Source organism: Streptomyces sp. bgisy027 (assembly GCF_057710365.1).
Genome location: NZ_JBYIVZ010000043.1, coordinates 1 through 15,570, shown reverse-complemented (window position 1 = coordinate 15,570; position 15,570 = coordinate 1). Strand labels below are relative to the sequence as shown.

Annotated in this window: 12 protein-coding genes and 1 pseudogene; 10 read left to right on the top strand and 3 right to left on the bottom strand. The window is 65.7% G+C overall.

The features are described 5' to 3' along the window. Positions 1–141: 141 nt before the first annotated feature. Positions 142–1,221 (bottom strand): ferritin-like domain-containing protein, encoded by a 1,080-nt coding sequence (locus AC3ETA_RS34590; protein ID WP_432196848.1) that lies wholly within the window; start codon positions 1,219–1,221, stop codon positions 142–144. A gap of 1,166 nt (positions 1,222–2,387) precedes the next feature. Here AC3ETA_RS34590 and AC3ETA_RS34585 point away from each other — a divergent pair. Next, positions 2,388–2,546 (top strand): annotated as a pseudogene (locus tag AC3ETA_RS34585) (IS5/IS1182 family transposase); the annotation flags it as partial. 34 nt (positions 2,547–2,580) lie between these two features. Here the strand turns inward: AC3ETA_RS34585 and AC3ETA_RS34580 are convergent. Beyond that, on the bottom strand, positions 2,581–2,922 hold the full coding sequence (locus AC3ETA_RS34580; protein ID WP_432196903.1) for a hypothetical protein: 342 nt from the start codon (positions 2,920–2,922) through the stop codon (positions 2,581–2,583). 329 nt (positions 2,923–3,251) lie between these two features. Here AC3ETA_RS34580 and AC3ETA_RS34575 point away from each other — a divergent pair, with 329 nt between their 5' ends. Both AC3ETA_RS34575 and AC3ETA_RS34570 read left to right on the top strand, forming a co-directional pair. Continuing rightward, positions 3,252–3,593, top strand: coding sequence for a M14 family metallopeptidase (locus tag AC3ETA_RS34575; protein ID WP_432196847.1), 342 nt, complete (start codon positions 3,252–3,254; stop codon positions 3,591–3,593). 420 nt (positions 3,594–4,013) lie between these two features. Next, positions 4,014–5,393, top strand: coding sequence for a peptidase S8 (locus AC3ETA_RS34570; RefSeq protein ID WP_432196846.1), 1,380 nt, complete (start codon positions 4,014–4,016; stop codon positions 5,391–5,393). A 102-nt stretch (positions 5,394–5,495) separates the two neighbouring features. On the opposite strand, the gene AC3ETA_RS34565 is transcribed toward AC3ETA_RS34570, so the two are convergent. After that, positions 5,496–5,771, bottom strand: a complete 276-nt coding sequence (locus AC3ETA_RS34565) for a hypothetical protein (RefSeq protein WP_432196845.1) — start codon at positions 5,769–5,771, stop codon at positions 5,496–5,498. A gap of 591 nt (positions 5,772–6,362) precedes the next feature. Here AC3ETA_RS34565 and AC3ETA_RS34560 point away from each other — a divergent pair. From AC3ETA_RS34560 to AC3ETA_RS34530, 7 genes are all read left to right on the top strand, one after another. Further along, on the top strand, positions 6,363–6,557 hold the full coding sequence (locus AC3ETA_RS34560) for a hypothetical protein (protein ID WP_432196844.1): 195 nt from the start codon (positions 6,363–6,365) through the stop codon (positions 6,555–6,557). Between the two features lie 545 nt (positions 6,558–7,102). After that, positions 7,103–8,758 carry a hypothetical protein gene (locus tag AC3ETA_RS34555; RefSeq protein ID WP_432196843.1) on the top strand — a complete coding sequence of 552 codons (1,656 nt, stop codon included), beginning with the start codon at positions 7,103–7,105 and terminating at the stop codon, positions 8,756–8,758. 91 nt (positions 8,759–8,849) lie between these two features. Next, the gene (locus tag AC3ETA_RS34550; protein ID WP_432196842.1) at positions 8,850–9,998 is read left to right on the top strand and encodes a hypothetical protein; all 1,149 of its coding nucleotides are present in this window, start codon (positions 8,850–8,852) and stop codon (positions 9,996–9,998) included. A 382-nt stretch (positions 9,999–10,380) separates the two neighbouring features. Further along, positions 10,381–10,779 carry a hypothetical protein gene (locus AC3ETA_RS34545; RefSeq protein ID WP_432196841.1) on the top strand — a complete coding sequence of 133 codons (399 nt, stop codon included), beginning with the start codon at positions 10,381–10,383 and terminating at the stop codon, positions 10,777–10,779. Then, entirely contained in the window at positions 10,776–12,713 is a 1,938-nt protein-coding gene (locus AC3ETA_RS34540; RefSeq protein ID WP_432196840.1) for a GMC family oxidoreductase, read from the top strand. The genes AC3ETA_RS34545 and AC3ETA_RS34540 overlap by 4 nt, the downstream gene beginning before the upstream one ends. Next, positions 12,710–14,560 carry a peroxidase family protein gene (locus AC3ETA_RS34535; protein ID WP_432196839.1) on the top strand — a complete coding sequence of 617 codons (1,851 nt, stop codon included), beginning with the start codon at positions 12,710–12,712 and terminating at the stop codon, positions 14,558–14,560. The genes AC3ETA_RS34540 and AC3ETA_RS34535 overlap by 4 nt, the downstream gene beginning before the upstream one ends. A gap of 518 nt (positions 14,561–15,078) precedes the next feature. Next, positions 15,079–15,321, top strand: coding sequence for a hypothetical protein (locus AC3ETA_RS34530; protein WP_432196838.1), 243 nt, complete (start codon positions 15,079–15,081; stop codon positions 15,319–15,321). Positions 15,322–15,570 lie beyond the last annotated feature (249 nt).

The window sequence follows — 15,570 nt, the reverse complement described above, 5'->3', positions numbered from 1 at the left end:
CCCGCCGACCCTTGATGCCCGCGCCCCCACCGTCCGCCCAGACCGCCGTGAACATCTCCCGCACACGTTCCCATTTCTGCCGGCATCCGGCGCAACACACACGGCACCTGACGGTCATGCGGGCCGACGCGCTGTGTCACCTCACGGCTCGTCCGGAACGTATCGGAACTCCGGCCCGTAGGTCTTGCCGGTCCCGTCGGGCAATGGCGTTCGCATGAGGTTCTGAGCGGGTTCCTGCAACTGCACCATCTGCACGATCGCTTTGCTCAGCATCTGCTTGGCTGTGCTCGGCTGCTCCGCCTTCCATGCACGCTCCAGGAACCGGAGCATTGAGCTGTAGTGACGGTTGAAGGTGTCGAGCTCCGTGAGCACGTCACTGGACACTGGTACCCCGCTTTGAGCCCAACCGCCCGCCGGAACCGTGCCCATGGGGAAGGTCCGGGGCATGGGAATCTCGTCACCCTGGAAGTCGAACAGTGGCGGTTCGTCCGAAACACGGACCAGCCCACGTCCGTGGAAGAACTCCCGGAACGAGTAGAAGTGGGCCAGTTCCCCGGTCTCGCCGGGGAATGGGTTGTCTGGCGCCGCGGCAGTTCCCTCGCCTTGCTCCTTGATAATCTTCACGGCCGCCTCGACATCATCGAGCGAGTTGAGAGCGACAATGTCGTTCCCCTCGCCGTGCGACGACGACATGTCCTTGATGAGTTGCCGCGTGCCCTTGATCAACTCTGGTTGTGAGCGGAAGGCTTCGAGGATCGCCGTGTAGAAGGCGCCGATGGACGTGTGCACTTCCATGTCCTCAACCACGGGGTCATCGGGCCTCTCGATGCAGGAGTACATGTCGAGCGACTGCTTGCTCAACTGCATGAGCGAAACCGACAACTCGGGCTGCACACCACCGGGCAGTGGGCCTGGATACTTCGGAACGACGCTTTCGTCGGCGATGCGCGGTTCCCCACCAATGGTGGTGAGCATGTTGCACGCCAGACCCATGTGCGACATCTCATCGAAGATGATCGCGTGGAGCGTTTGAAAGACTTCCGAATTCTGGTCCGATTCCTCGATCGACCAGAGCCCGCACAAATAGGGGGGAAGCGTGGCAAGCTCCAGCATGATGGCCTGCTGCAGCGCCTGCTTCAGCCAACGCTCGTCGTGCTCCTCGGCGGGCATGTGCATGAGCTCGACGATCGCGTCGCTCCGATAGTTGACTACATCAGTCATTTGCGTTCCCGTCTCCTGTCGGCGTGCGTCGATCTTGAAGCGGTGACCCGGTAGAAGCGCGGACTGGTGTGGAGGTCACCCGAAGATCGTCGACCGTCACGGAAGCGGCCAGCTTTCGCGATGGCAGGAGGGAGGGTTCTCCGTGGCGACCACGAGCCGTTCGCCATCGATACCCATGCGGCTGGCCGTTGTTTCAAGGAGCCAGTGGGCCACAGACCATCCCGGCCTGGCTGTGCGGACACGCGCCCCGGAACTCGGCACATGATGAATCCGGGATGGCCCGGTCTCAGGGCTTATGAGGGGAAAACGGGTGACAGTTGGCCCGTATCCGCCTCGAGGCGGCCTGTCAGCTCCCCCTCTTGGTCTCGCGACAAGGCCCTCGCGGGTTGGACATGCCAGAGAATGTATCTGGTTCAACTTCCAGTATGATCTGATCGCCTCGCAGCGTGTTCCCCCAGCCGCATTCAGCATACGTCCGTCTCGTGGGCCATGCATTTCCTTTGGTCTCGTCCAGGACGGGGCGAGCGCCGGGCGGCTGCTGGTCCCGATGTACGGGAGCCTCTGTGTGACGTCTCGCCTCCGGCAGGGACAAAGATATGCCAAGACTGAAACCAACATTCCCTTGCGTCTTCAGTTTCGACTGCGTGGATTCCACGAGAACGAGTCAACCGATGATTTCTTGCAGGGCGCCAGCAATGAAGTGCATCTGTCCGCCATGTGGCTTGACACTTCATCAGTGAAAGTCGACCCCGACGGAAAGCGATCGACTTCAATCTGCAGCAGCCCGGCGACTGGCCGCGGAACTGCACGGTGACGCTGTTCATTGATCGGCGAGGCTGCCGACTGCCGAACTGACGGCCGTCACAACTGTGGCCCTGAGCTTCTCCCCACGCATCTCGGGCCGGACCATCCACCGCGCCCCCGAGAGCTACCGCGGCGAGGGTGAAACCGATGCCAAGGACCACGCCGTCTTCGCCGACCAGACCCGCGTCCGCCGCGACCTGCACCCCTTACGCGACGCCGACGACACCGTCACCGACCTCAAGATCTCGCGGGTCGGCACATGGACCTTGCCGCCGACAGCGCCCGGACGACCAATCGCTTACGAGCCCAGTTCACCGGCATCTTCCCCGGCCTGGAACGGGCATCGGCCAGCATGCGAGAGGGCGTTCAACCCATCCCACGTGAAGATCCGTGCACTCGTCGAGCAGGCAGTGGCCACCCTCAAGTCCTGGCGGCTCGTTTCGCAAGCTGCGCTGCTCCACCACCTGGATCACCAAGCTCGTCCAGGCCGTACTCACCTGCATCTGGCCTGCTCGAGCCGAGGATGGCAAAGGCGCAATGACCGATGGCGGGTCGTCAAAGGACTTTGTATGTCAGCTCGTACAGTGACAAGGACAGCGCGCCGATTGCCTGCGTTCGTTCTCCAAGGCCTACCTCGGAGGCGATGATCTTCGCCCCTCCAATGAAGCTGACCTTGTCAGTCACCTCATTCACTTCGTGCAGAACAACGTCAATCGGCGCTTGGTTGACGAACGGCACGAACCGCTCGTCGAACTCAAACACGTCCCCTTCTCGCATTCGCACCTTTTCAAAGGTACCGCCGTCACCTCTACTGACGAGCACCTCGTCCGCACCATCCGGGTCCTGAACCCTTTTCGCCTCCAAGAACAAAAGCTTGGCGAAAGCTGCATCTGCCATGTTGATCCTCCCATGTTCCCGTGTCGTACAGCGTTTTGCTAAGTCGTAGCACACGTGTCCAGGCGGCGCATGCCGCGAGATTCCCCCCGGCCGGCTGTGTGGGAGTGGTTGACTGGCTGGTCAGGACGGGGGCGTGGTTTCAGGTTCACCGGGTCGGCCATTGCCTGGTCGGGGACCCGGAACGTTGTCTGGGCGCTCGGCAGCAACCCGTGGATCCTGCGGATGGTCGACGTCCACAGTGCGGTTGCGGTGATCCTGCACAACTGGGGATCCGACCGGAATCAGTCCACTCCCCCAAGCGACAATTTCCGCAACCCTGATCTCGACGGGTGCTGAGTCGGCCGGACGACGGCATCGGCGAGTTCATTCCAGAATGCGGCCCGAAGATCGCGCTTGAACTGGCGGAGCAGCTGGACAACGCGGCACGCGACGGCAACTACGTGATTGAGGCGGCATACGCTCTGTACCCGCCTCGCGGACGAGCGTCGACTACGCACAGCCGCCACTTCACCAACCCGGCCGCCACGAAGGTGCTCTGCTACACGATCGAGTGCGACAACATGTTCCCACCAGCGTCCAGCGACACCGAACAGGTCATCCGGGAAGCCCCGGCGGCGTTGCTTGCACTCGCGCTCAGCGCCCTGGAGATCACGGACGGCTGGGTGGGGTGACCGCGGACGGGCGGGCCCGGGGGCCTCCCGGGAGTGGCCGCGGGATGCGAGGCCGCCGTGGGCCGCTTCGTGCTCTACGCGTTTCATCAACTCGCTCGTCGGTCACTGGGTACGGGCGAGCGATGGCGGGTTGAACAGGCGCGCGAGGCGCTGGTCACATGCTCGCAGATCGACTGACCCGCTACTGCACGGGTGGACTTCATTTCCGACGCAGCCAGAAACCCCCGGCTCACCTGAGTCGCTGCAAGTGCCGCCCCACTTCGTGCACGAGGAACAAGCAGATGAGCACCGCCTCCACGCGCCGCCGAGGTGGTGGTTGCTGCGAAAGCAGTGACTGAAGTGCACCATGGAGCCAATCGGGTGATAGTGGTCAGAGGGGACTACCTCAACTTCAAGTGCTTTTCCCTTGAAGGAGGCACCATGCCCGACAAAGACCAGTACCCGGATACGGAAGGCACCGAAGAGCGCTCAAGCGTTTTCGCTCCCGATCAGGACAACCAGGTACCCGGCGAAGTGCTCATCAAGGTGCAACCCGAGGCGGCGAAAGGGATCTCTGCAGCTGTGCCGACCGGTCCTGTGCGCGGGGCGTTCGCTGCGGCCACGCATCTGGGGCTCGAACCGATTGACCAAGTCTTCACGGACATAGGAGTCCGGTCCGTGACTCGCTTGCACCCACCACCTGCGCCCATCCCGGCCGGGATCACGGCCGTCGCGGAGCAGACCGAACTCAGTGTCGCCTACCGCGTTCGCTTCGACCCGGCACAGGACGTCTCCCGTGCCGTCCGGCGCCTCGACGCCCTGGAGGAGGTCTCTGTCGCCGAGCCCAACCGCTGGCGGGAGCAGGCATCCGTGATTCCCAACGACCCGCTCTTCGCACAGCAATGGGGACTGAAGAGGATCAAGTGCCCCGAGGCATGGGACAGGAGCAGGGGCAGCGACTCGGTCACCGTCGCCATCATCGACACCGGAGTCGACCTGAACCATCCCGAGCTGGCGCCGCTCCTGAAACAAGGCAAGGACTTCGTCGATCTCGGGCCAAATCCGATCGCAGAGCCGGGCTGGGTCTTCGAGGGCGACTTCCTGGGAGCCGACGATTTCCCGCAGGACGAGGTCGGGCACGGCACGCACGTCGCCGGAACCATAGCCTGCCGCTCCAACAATCGTGAAGGAGTGACCGGTGTCACGTGGGAGTGCCGCCTGATGCCGGTACGGGTGCTGGCCCGTATCCGTCGGCTCAGCGACAACGTCGTCAGCGGCGCCGGCAGCGCGGCCGACATCGCGGAAGGCATCCGGTGGGCGGTCGACCATGGCGCCCGGGTGCTCAATCTCAGCCTCGGCGGCCCTCAAGCGACCGAGGTCGAGCGTGATGCCATCGCGCACGCCATCAACCATGACGTGGTCGTCGTGGCTGCGATGGGCAACGACGGCCGACGGACACAGAGCTTTCCGGCAGCCTTCGACGACGTCGTCGCCGTGGGCGCGACCGACCCACTGGACCGCAAGGCGAGCTTCTCGAACACGGGTCCACACATCGATGTGTCGGCGCCCGGGGTCAACATCCTCAGCACCTTCCTGGACGACACGTTCTCCCCATCGGACGGCACTTCGATGGCCTGCCCACACGTGGCCGGAGTCGCGGCTCTGCTGCTCTCTCTCGGTCCGGGGCTGAGCGCCCGGGACGTCCGCCAGATTCTTCGCACCACCGCAAAGCCACTGCGTCGACGTCCCAACGACCCAGTACCCAATGACGATTTCGGTTTCGGCCTCGTCGACGCCGATTCGGCGCTCGCCCTGGTGTGATCGCCGCCCCCGGAACCACACCACTGCCTTCAACTGCCCGCCGAGGCGCCGACCTCGGTGGGTAACCTCCCACCGGTTGCCGATCCCGCCCCGAGCCGCTCTTCACATGCCCGGACCATTGGTGTAGCGCATCACATCGGGCTCGGCCTCAGCGACACCCTCGACGCCACGAGCGCTCTCTAAGGCTTCCGATACGCCCATCTCATCCGGAAAAAGCGCCACCGCCCGGTCTGGCAGCGACTCACGCGGAGCCTGCACCCGCTCGGCTCCTACTGCCTCCAGGCCATCGGCGACAGCTGACCAGTCCCTGTCCTGGACAAGCTTGACAATGACACGAACCGACATGTCCACCGCCTTCTCCCAGCTCGCAACCTGCACTGCTCCCTCCACCTTTGCCTACCCGCCATCGCCCCGCGACAGCGACGGGACACGCGTCGAGTCCCAGACCGCACCGCTAGGACGCACTGCAGCCGCACGACGGGGCGTCGGCGGATGCTCGCCGTGCGGCAACCCTCTGCAGGCTGGGACTGATGGTCAGACCTTCGACCTGCACCACGCGGGCGGCATACTGGTCGGCTCAATCACTGGACCCGGCATGCGCTGAGGCGCTGACGCAGAGGGCCTGGTAGTCGACTCTGTCGGAGCGGTCGCGCTGTGGCCTGGCCCGCGCCTGCTCGGGACGGCCGACATCGAACTCGCCTCGCGTGTGCGTCGGCGTCCCTTGGCCGGCGCCCGGTACGGCAGGCAGCTACGGCTGGTCCCGGTGTGCCGCGTGCATGAAGGCTTCAGCCCGAAGCCTCTCCACCGATCTCAGGAGTCCAACTCCAGAACACGAAGCGAGCGCCACAGCTGAGTCCTTGAAATGGGCAACCATCGTGAGCCATTTAGCGAAGGTGAAGTCGCAAAGACCATCACTACGGCTGATACTCGTAATCGAAGCCGCCAGACTGTACCTGGAAAGGGAGTTCCATGACCGTCACCACCGCTGACGCCAAGGCGCTCAAGAACGCGCTCAGGTCCGATGTGAAAACCTGGCACGCGCTCTCCTTCTCGACCATGGATGAAGTCGTCAACTTCGTCAATCTCGAGCCTGCACAAGGAGCAGGAGAGGTCGAGTTCTCCTTCGGCCCGGACGGGCAGATCTGGCTGATGTACTTCCTGTAGGGCGCGACAGCGAATTCCGGCATCGCCTGGAAACAGAAGGCCGGGCTGTTGAAGACGCGCTCTTCTGGAGACATACGGGTAGGCGCCCGCCGATCGCTCTGTCACCGTGACATGGTCAAAGCTGTGTGGCACGTCCGCATCGCCCGCAAGGACATGTCCTGGCTGGCCGGATGCCGTCGCCTGCGCCGCCACTACGAGCGCAAGGCCAGGTGGCCTGCGGGGTCGCACAGGACACACGTGGGCCTGAGCAAGCTGGTGATCACGTCCACGGTGGGGTGCCCGCGAAATCGTCGCAGCCGGCAGCCGCTCCAAGGCCGGTCGCCCTCGCCGGCTGAACATCCCTTTGGCCCGTCACCACGAGGGAAGAGGCAGGCCATTCCCGAGGAATGTGATTGGAGCTCCGAAGACAGCGGCGCTGAGGCAGGTGGGCCATCGGAGTGGATCCGCGACCGCGCCTGAAATGGGTTTTCGTGACCGGGTATCCCTGTAGACAGGGATATTTTACGTAATCTGATGAATGCTCATTTTTTAGGAGCAGAGTAGTCATGCCAGACCACACGCAGCTGCGGCGTGCGACCGCCTGGACAAGAGCGACTGCCGTCGAGGAAGTTGACGCCGCCCGCGACGTGGGTGCCTTGAACGAGCCATCCGGCCACCCCCCGTCGGACCATGACCTCGCTGTCGACGGCTGCGGACCCGGCTCCACCGCGCTGGAACCCGGGCGGCTGTACCGCAGGGTCAGCGGGAGGGATGACCGGGCACGGCCCGTCAGCGAAGAGGAACTGACGTCGCTGGGTGACCCGATGGCGACGGAGTTCTTCCGCGTCGGCGTATTTCCCACCACCGTGCAGGACCTGCTGTCCCGACTCCCCGCGACGGCCGCCGCCTCACGGAAGGTGTATCTGGTCAGCGAGGCCGGGCAGATCCGGCCGGATGCCATCGGCGGGCGCGACATGCGGTTCGCGATCACGGTTGCCGCGGGAGGCAGTCAGGTTGACCTTCTGGTCAGCACCCAGGCTGGTGGCGACCCCCAGGAGGGATTCCTTCAGGTCGCGGGATGGGATCCCGAAGCGAGGGTCTTCAACTTCTATGCTCGGTTCGACTCCAACTGGGTCTGGGCGGGCAACTCCTGGGACGCACTGGAACCCGACTCGCGTGGCAAGGGCTGCTTCGACAGCCACGTCAACGGCAGCGCCGTGATGAAGGAGCTGAGGATTCCCTGGATCAACTGGCAGTCCGAGCGGGCCACGATCCGGCTCGCCGAGGATGACCCGCTGCACCATGACCAGCTGTTCCAACAGGTCATCGGAGCCCAGCAGCTGGAACTGACTGTCAGGTCCCTCATCACCCGGTGGACAGGCGCCCGCCTGGCCGCTGTCACCGCGAACGGCGTTGTGGACCACCCCGATCGGCTGCTGCGCCATCTGTTCACCAGCACCACGGTCAACCTCGCCAGCACCGACAGACAGAGCAGCAACATCTCGGCGGACAGTCCCGACCTGACGCTGCCCACGGGTTTCTGGCTGAACCAGGATGTCCTGTTCAACGACCTTCGCCTGTCCACACAGGCCGCCCCGCCCGGAGCGCCGGCCGCCCGATACCTGGCCGGCCTCACCCGGTTCGGCTTCCGGCTGGAGGAGAAGTTCAGCGGGTTCTCGCAGCCAGGCGACACGTTCTTCGCGTTCGTTGTGCCCGAGGCCGCCCACGAGGACAACGAGGTGGTTCGGCAGATGGTCCGCAACGCGCTTGTACCGGCAAAGTTCGCAGCCTGTGTGCTGATGGTGGACTTCCCGAATCCGGTCTTCAGCCCTGCCCGCAGCCGCCTCATGCGGTACGTGCCGACCACACCGACCAAGGTGGTGGAGTTGTGCGACAAAGTCGCCCAAGCCATCTTGGACGCCGCGGGCACCCTGCCCGCCGACAGCCCCGAGGGCCGCTTCGCCGAGCACTGGCAGGCACCCGACGACGCCTGGCGGACAGTGTTCGGACACCGGGTGGACGCATATCTGCGCCGGGTCACCGAGCGCATCCGCACCGAATCCGGCTTCGACGACTATGTCCACCTGGCCGAGTCGCGCCGTCGGCAGTTCCGCCGCATGAAGCTCAACGAGTTCGAACTCACCCTGCCGGTCACCAATATTCCCCCTGACGCCCCGCCGTTGGCGATGCGTGAGGACGCCACCGTCGCGAAGCTGACCTGACCCGGCCCCTCACCCGTCTCCCCGGCATCACCCTCAGCGGCGCTGCCGACCGGTTCGTTCCCGCTCCGCCCTCACGTACTAGGAGAACGCCATGGCCAAACTGGAAGCCTACGGACCTCCCGGCAACCTCGACGATCTGGACGACTTCGGTTGCAAGGCCTGGAACACGTTCATCTCTGACACGGTCGACGAGGCCATTCAAGGCCCCGATCCGCATCAGGTACTGAACGACAGCCCAAGACCGCAGTTCTACAACCTGACCGCCACGGACACGGCCCCGGACCTCCAGCGCGCCCCCATCAGATGGACCGCGTTCCCCCGCATCATCAAGATCACCTCCATTTCCGACCTCCAGCGATGGCAGCGCGCCGACGCCAGCCGTGACGTGCAGGACGAGTACTGCGAGTGGAGCGTCTCCCGCGACGGCACAGGAAAGATCAACAAGGTCACGTTCACCTGTGAAGGCCCCGAGTACTGGGAGATCCTGGCGCAGACGAACCCGGACAAGACGGTTGAGATCTACCAAAAGTTCATCAGTCCGGACGTACGCAAGGAGGACCTGTTCTCGCCCAGCGGTCGATACCAGCCGCGCAATAAGTGGAACAACTCCACGAGCCACGGCGCCATGCACTTGATTCAGCCGAACAACACCTTGGGCGCGGAAATCGAACTGGCCGCGGCGGCCACCATCCGGCGCGTCATCAACGGTGAGGAACTGACCACCGAGCAGGAGCTCATTGCCTGCAGCAAGTACGGTGCCGCGGAGCGCAACAGCGATCCGCACATCGGTGCGGGAGTCAACGCCCTGGCCCGCCAGAAGGCCGACATCACCCTCGCCGACCCAGTGGGTCTGTACTTCGACGACCTGTCCACGGACGGCTGGGAGACTCCGGACGGCTCCGATCCCAAGGGATACTGGACGTACTTGAGAGGCGACTCGGAGCACCGTGTCCGCGCGGTGTACGCGGTGCCCGCGGACAAGGGCTTTGCCGTCGGGGACATCACCATCGGCGGGAGGCCCATCGAGTTCGGATCGCAGATCGCGGACTTCATCACTATCAGGCTCACCGGCGTCGCCTGCCGGTTCGGCGAGTCCACGGCCCAGCCGCAGACCGCCTGTAAGGAGTTCCCGGCGGTTGAATTGCGAGAAGAGGGCTTCAACGCAGCCGCATTCTCCGCCTCCGGCCGCTTCCTGGATCCCCGTCCCACCCTCTCCCACCGCTCTTCCCGCGTCACATGACAGGTTCCATCGCGGAGTGCGTCGCGCTTCTCAGCGCACAGTACGACGAACGCGGACGGCGTCGGCGAAGGTGTCCCGGTCGGTCAGGGCGAGCGACGTCATCCCGCGCTCCGCCGCACGCTCAACGATGAAGCCGGGCGGGGAGGCGCCGTAACGGGCCGAATAGCCGGATGCCTTCCTTCGGGCACTGGGCCTACAGGAGGGCGCAGCCCGGGCCCTGTCCGATGACCTTAACGAACCATCCGTAGCGGCGTCACTTCGTGTTGCCGCTCCGAGGGCCGAGCGGGTGGTTCTCGCGGGTGGCGGGGGTCGAGACGCGTCCGGCAGGGACAACTACCTGGGTGAGCTGCGCCGCCTCGCAGTCCCTTTCAAGGAGGACACCATGATAGGAAAGCGTGTTGCCGGAGGTCGCTCGGCGGCGGTTCTCGGGCTGGCCGGCATCCGGCTCTTCAACGGGGCCGCCGGCCTGCTCGCACCCACGCTCCTCATCAACAGACTCGACCGGGACTCCGAGCCCAACCCCGCCGCCGTCTACGCCTTCAGGCTCTTCGGTATCCGCACCGTCCTGCTCGGCCTCGACCTGCTCACCAGCCGCGGCGAGCGCCTCAGGCAGGACCTGCGGGAGGGTGTGCTCATCCATGGCAGCGACACGGTGACTGCGGCAGTGCTTGGCGTGCGCGGCCATCTGGCGCCCCGCACCGCCGCCCTGACCACCCTGATCTCCGCCGTCAACACCGCGCTGGCCGTCAGGGCCCTGACCGGCGGCCAGGAGAAGACGTGAATGCGACCGCCGCGGAAGGATTCGACTACGTCGTAGTGGGGGCGGGGGCCGGCGGCGGCCCGCTCGCCGCCCGCCTCGCCGAGGCCGGCATGCGGGTCCTGCTCCTCGACGCGGGTGGCGAACACACCAACGACAACTACCTCGTGCCCCCCTTCCACCCCGACGCCACCGAGGACCCCGTACAGCGCTGGGACTACTTCGTGCGCCACTACGCGGACGAGGCACAGCACCAACGCGACACCAAGGCGGTCCCCGACAAGGGAATCCTCTACCCGCGGGCCGGGGCGATCGGTGGCTGCACCGCCCACCACGCGCTGATCACCGTCTACCCGTACAACGCGGACTGGGACCGGATCGCCCGGGCGACCGGCGACGACTCCTGGGGCAGCGCGTCCATGCGTGCCTACTTCGAGCGGCTCGAGCGTTGCGAGTACCGGCCGCGCCCCAGGACTTTGCCGTCCAACCGGCTGCTGGCAGCGCTGCTGCGGGCGTTGCCGTTCGTCTCAGGCCGGTACGTCAACAGGTCGCGGCACGGCTTCGACGGCTGGCTGCCCACACGGCTCGCCGACCCCGGGCTGATCATCCAGGACAAGCAGCTGCTGAAGGTCGTACTGAACGCGGCGGAGGGCGAGCTCGCCGACTTCCTCGGCCGGCCGCTGTCGCCTCTGGAGGGTCTGGGCGCGCTGGTTGACCCCAATGACTGGCGCGTGCAGACCGATGCGCTCGAAGGCCTGTGGCAGATTCCCATGTCCATCACTGCCGACGGGCGGCGCAGTGCCGTACGCGAGCGGGTCGCAGCCGTACGCGAGAGGTACCCCGACCGGCTCGTCGTACGGCCGCACGTGCTGGTGACCCGAGTCGTGCTGGATGAGAACCAGGCGGCGGTCGGCGTCGAGTACCTCGCCCGCAAGCACGCCTACCGAGCCGATCCCGCGGCCGACGGGAACCCCCACCCCGCGTCCCCGCAGCTGGTGCTGGCCCGGCGGGAGGTGATCTTGGCCGCTGGTGCCTTCAACACACCGCAGCTGCTGATGCTGTCCGGGATCGGCCCGCGCGACGAGCTGGAGCGGCATGGCATCACGGTGCGCGTCGACCGGCCGGGCGTCGGCCGGAACCTCCAGGACCGTTACGAGGTCGGCGTGGTCAGCGAGATGGCCCGGGAGTTCCCGATCATCCAAGGCTGCTCCTTCCACGCGCCCGAGCCCGGCACACCACTCGACCGCTGCTATCGCGACTGGCAGCGCGGCAAGGGGCTCTACACCACGAACGGAGCCGTCGTCGGCATCACCCGCAAGTCTCGTGCCGATCTGGACGCACCAGACCTGTTCGTCTTCGGGCTGCCCGCCGACTTCCGCGGCTACTACCCCGGCTACTCCCAGGAGGGGCTGCTGCGCAAGGACCGTTTCACCTGGGCGGCCCTCAAGGCCGGGACACGGAACACAGGAGGGCGGGTGCGCCTGAGGTCGGCTGATCCCCGGGACACGCCACAGGTGAACTTCCACTACTTCACGGAGGGCACCGACAAGGACGGCGCGGACCTCGAAGCGATGGTCGACGCCGTCGAATTCGTGCGCGGCATGAACCGGCGCGCCGGAGACGTGATCAAGAAGGAGCTGTGGCCCGGCGAGGGTGTCCGCACCCGTGAGCAGATCCGCCGCTGGGTGCAGGACGAGGCCTGGGGCCACCACGCGTCCTGCACCTGCCCGATGGGGCGCCCCGACGATCCCGCCGCCGTGGTCGACAACCGGTTCCGAGTCTGCGGCGTGCAGCGGTTGCGTGTCGTGGACGCCTCCATCTTCCCCCGAATTCCCGGATTCTTCGTCGCCACTCCGATCTACATGATCAGCGAGAAGGCCAGTGACGTGATCCTCGCCGAAGCCATGCCAGCCAACGAACCGACCACCGTCGAACCATCCGCCAGGAGGATCCGATGACTGACCAGCGACCGTCCGCCGAGGACGCGAGGTCCGGCTACCGACGCACACTGCCCTGGCGCGTCGTCACCGGTGTCGCCGAGGTCCTGGACCGCAGGATCGGCTGGGACAAACTGCCCGTCCCGCTCGGACTCGGTACCCTGCTCGGGCTTCGGGTGAAGCTGCGGCAGGGGAACCTGTACGACACCAACCGGATCCCCGCGGTGAACGTTCCTGAGCCGGCACCACAGAACGGCAATGCATACCTGGTCAACCGGACGATCGACGGCAGTTACAACGACCTCGACCAGCCGCACATGGGCATGGCCGGCACCCGCTTCGGCCGCAACATCCCGCTGAAGCAGATCCCGCCGGTCTCAGCCGCAGACGTGCTCTCCTCACCCAACCCGCGCGTGGTCAGCCGCGAACTGCTCACCCGGGGAGAGTTCATCCCCGCCGAGACGGTGAACTCCCTCGTGGCGGCTTGGCTGCAGTTCATGGTGCGCGACTGGTTCAGCCATGGCACGAGCCCCGCGGACCGGCCGTGGACCGTCCCTCTGCGCGACGACGACCCCTGGCCCGAGCGCCCCATGCAGATCATGCGCACCCCCGACGACCCCACACGCGACCCTCATGCCCCGGCCGGCACCCCCGACACGCGCGTCAACGTCTCCTCGCACTGGTGGGACGCCTCCCAGCTCTACGGGTCGAGCGAGGAGGAGCAGCGTGTCCTGCGCACCGGGGAAAACGGCAAGCTGCGGCTGTGGGGCGACGACGGGACACCCTTCCCGTCCGACCCGGACCGCGACCCCTCCCGGGTGCCCGGCTTCTGGCTGGGGCTCGCGATGATGCAGACGCTGTTCACCAAGGAGCACAACGCCATCTGTGACCACCTCCATGCACAGTACCCCGGCTGGGACGACGAGGAACTCTTCCAGCGCGCCCGGCTGGTCAACGCCGCTCTCCTCGCCAAGATCCACACAGTGGAGTGGACCCCGGCAGTCATCAGTCACCCGACCACGGTCACCGCGCTGCGCACCAACTGGTGGGGACTCGCCGGTGAGCGCGTGCACAACCTCTTCGGACGGCTCAGCAACTCCGAGGTGATCAGCGGCATCCCCGGTGCCGAGACCGACCACTACGGCGTTCCGTACACGCTCACCGAGGAGTTCGTCGCCGTCTACCGCATGCACCCGCTGGTCCGCGACGACTGGGATCTGCGGGCCGCGGCCGACGACTCGACGCTGCGGGAGGCCACCTTCCGCGAGCTCGCCGGTGCCGAGGCCCTGAAAGTCATGGACACCGTCCCCATGCGTGACCTGCTCTACAGCTTCGGCACATTGCACCCGGGCCTGGTCACCCTGCACAACTTCCCGAAGTTCCTGCAAGAGTTCGAGCGGCCGGACGGTCACCTGCAGGACCTCGCGGCCACGGACATCCTGCGCAGCAGGGAACTCGGTGTCCCCCGCTACAACGAGTTCCGCCGGCTGCTGCGCCTGAAGCCCGCCGCGAGTTTCGAGGAGCTCACCGAAAACCGGGATTGGGCCGAGCAGATCAAGCGGGTCTACGGGGGCGACATCGAGAAGGTGGACCTGACCGTAGGCCTGTACGCGGAGAAACTCCCCGCCGGATTCGCCTTCAGCGACACCGCGTTCCGCATCTTCATCCTCATGGCCTCGCGCCGGCTCAACAGCGATCGGTTCTTCACCGAGTACTACACGCCCGAGGTCTACTCGAAGGCTGGACTGCGCTGGATCGACGAAAACACCATGGGGACCGTACTGCTGCGGCACCACCCGGATCTACGGACCTCGCTGGCCGGAGTGAAGAACGCCTTCTCGCCCTGGAACATCGCCGGGCGGGAATGAGGAGAAAGCCGGGATGGCAGAAGGACTCAGGGCCGACCTCATTGGTCTTCGGCTGCACCGGCAGCGCCGACGTGAAGAGACGGTCCGCCAACTTCGGCGACTGATCCTGGATGATGTCGCGGATCCGGGCGTCGTCGGTGAACCCCAACCTGGCGCGGGTCGAGATGGATACTGGGCGTAGGCACGGAACTGTCAGTCCCGCCGGGCGAGCCTTGGCATCAAGCGCGGGCTTGGCGGTCGCCGCCTTCCAGGCGCGCGCAGCCGCCGTACCTGTTGTCGGAGAGCCTCGACACCAATGAGGCCAGCCGATGCTGGCTGGGCAGGCGGGTGAGCGGAGCCTTCTGCTCCCACCGCAGCACGCCGCTTCGGCACGGGCACGCCGGAATGCAGATCCCGACCGCTCTGCGACACGACCGCGCCTCACGGAATCCGGAGAACGACAGTGCTAATTTGCCCAGAAATTTCGATTTTCTCCATGTGGCGAACGAGTCATCGGGAACGAAGTGAGGCGACGGGAAATGGTGGCACGCGCGTATGTTCTGTTTGAGGTGGAGCCGGCTGGCGATGACGTCGCGCTCGAGCGCCTGACGCATCACAGCCTTGGTGGTTGCAAGGTGTTGGCGAACAAGATCACCCCAGGGGAGATCATCGCCCACTTGGAGGCTGACGGGCTTGAGAATTTCAACGCGGCGTTGGTTGAGCTGCTGGGCGAAACCGGTGTGCAGCGAGCTACGACTCTTAGGATCATCGCGACCGCATGACCGGAGTCGGCGACCCATTAGCGACTTGGTAAAGCCACCTCAAGCGCAGGCAAAGCGTATTCTACGTGTGCTCAGCACCGGAGAATCTGCGCGGAATGCGGGCGTCGACGACCAGCCGCGGCAGGACTTCGAGACCGCCGCTCGGGGTTGGAGGGCGGTGCGGAGGCGGTTGCAGGCTGAGCCAGGCCCGCGTCCCTCCGGGCCGATGGCGGACGTACCGCCGAGCCGCCGCATCGCACACCCCGTCGA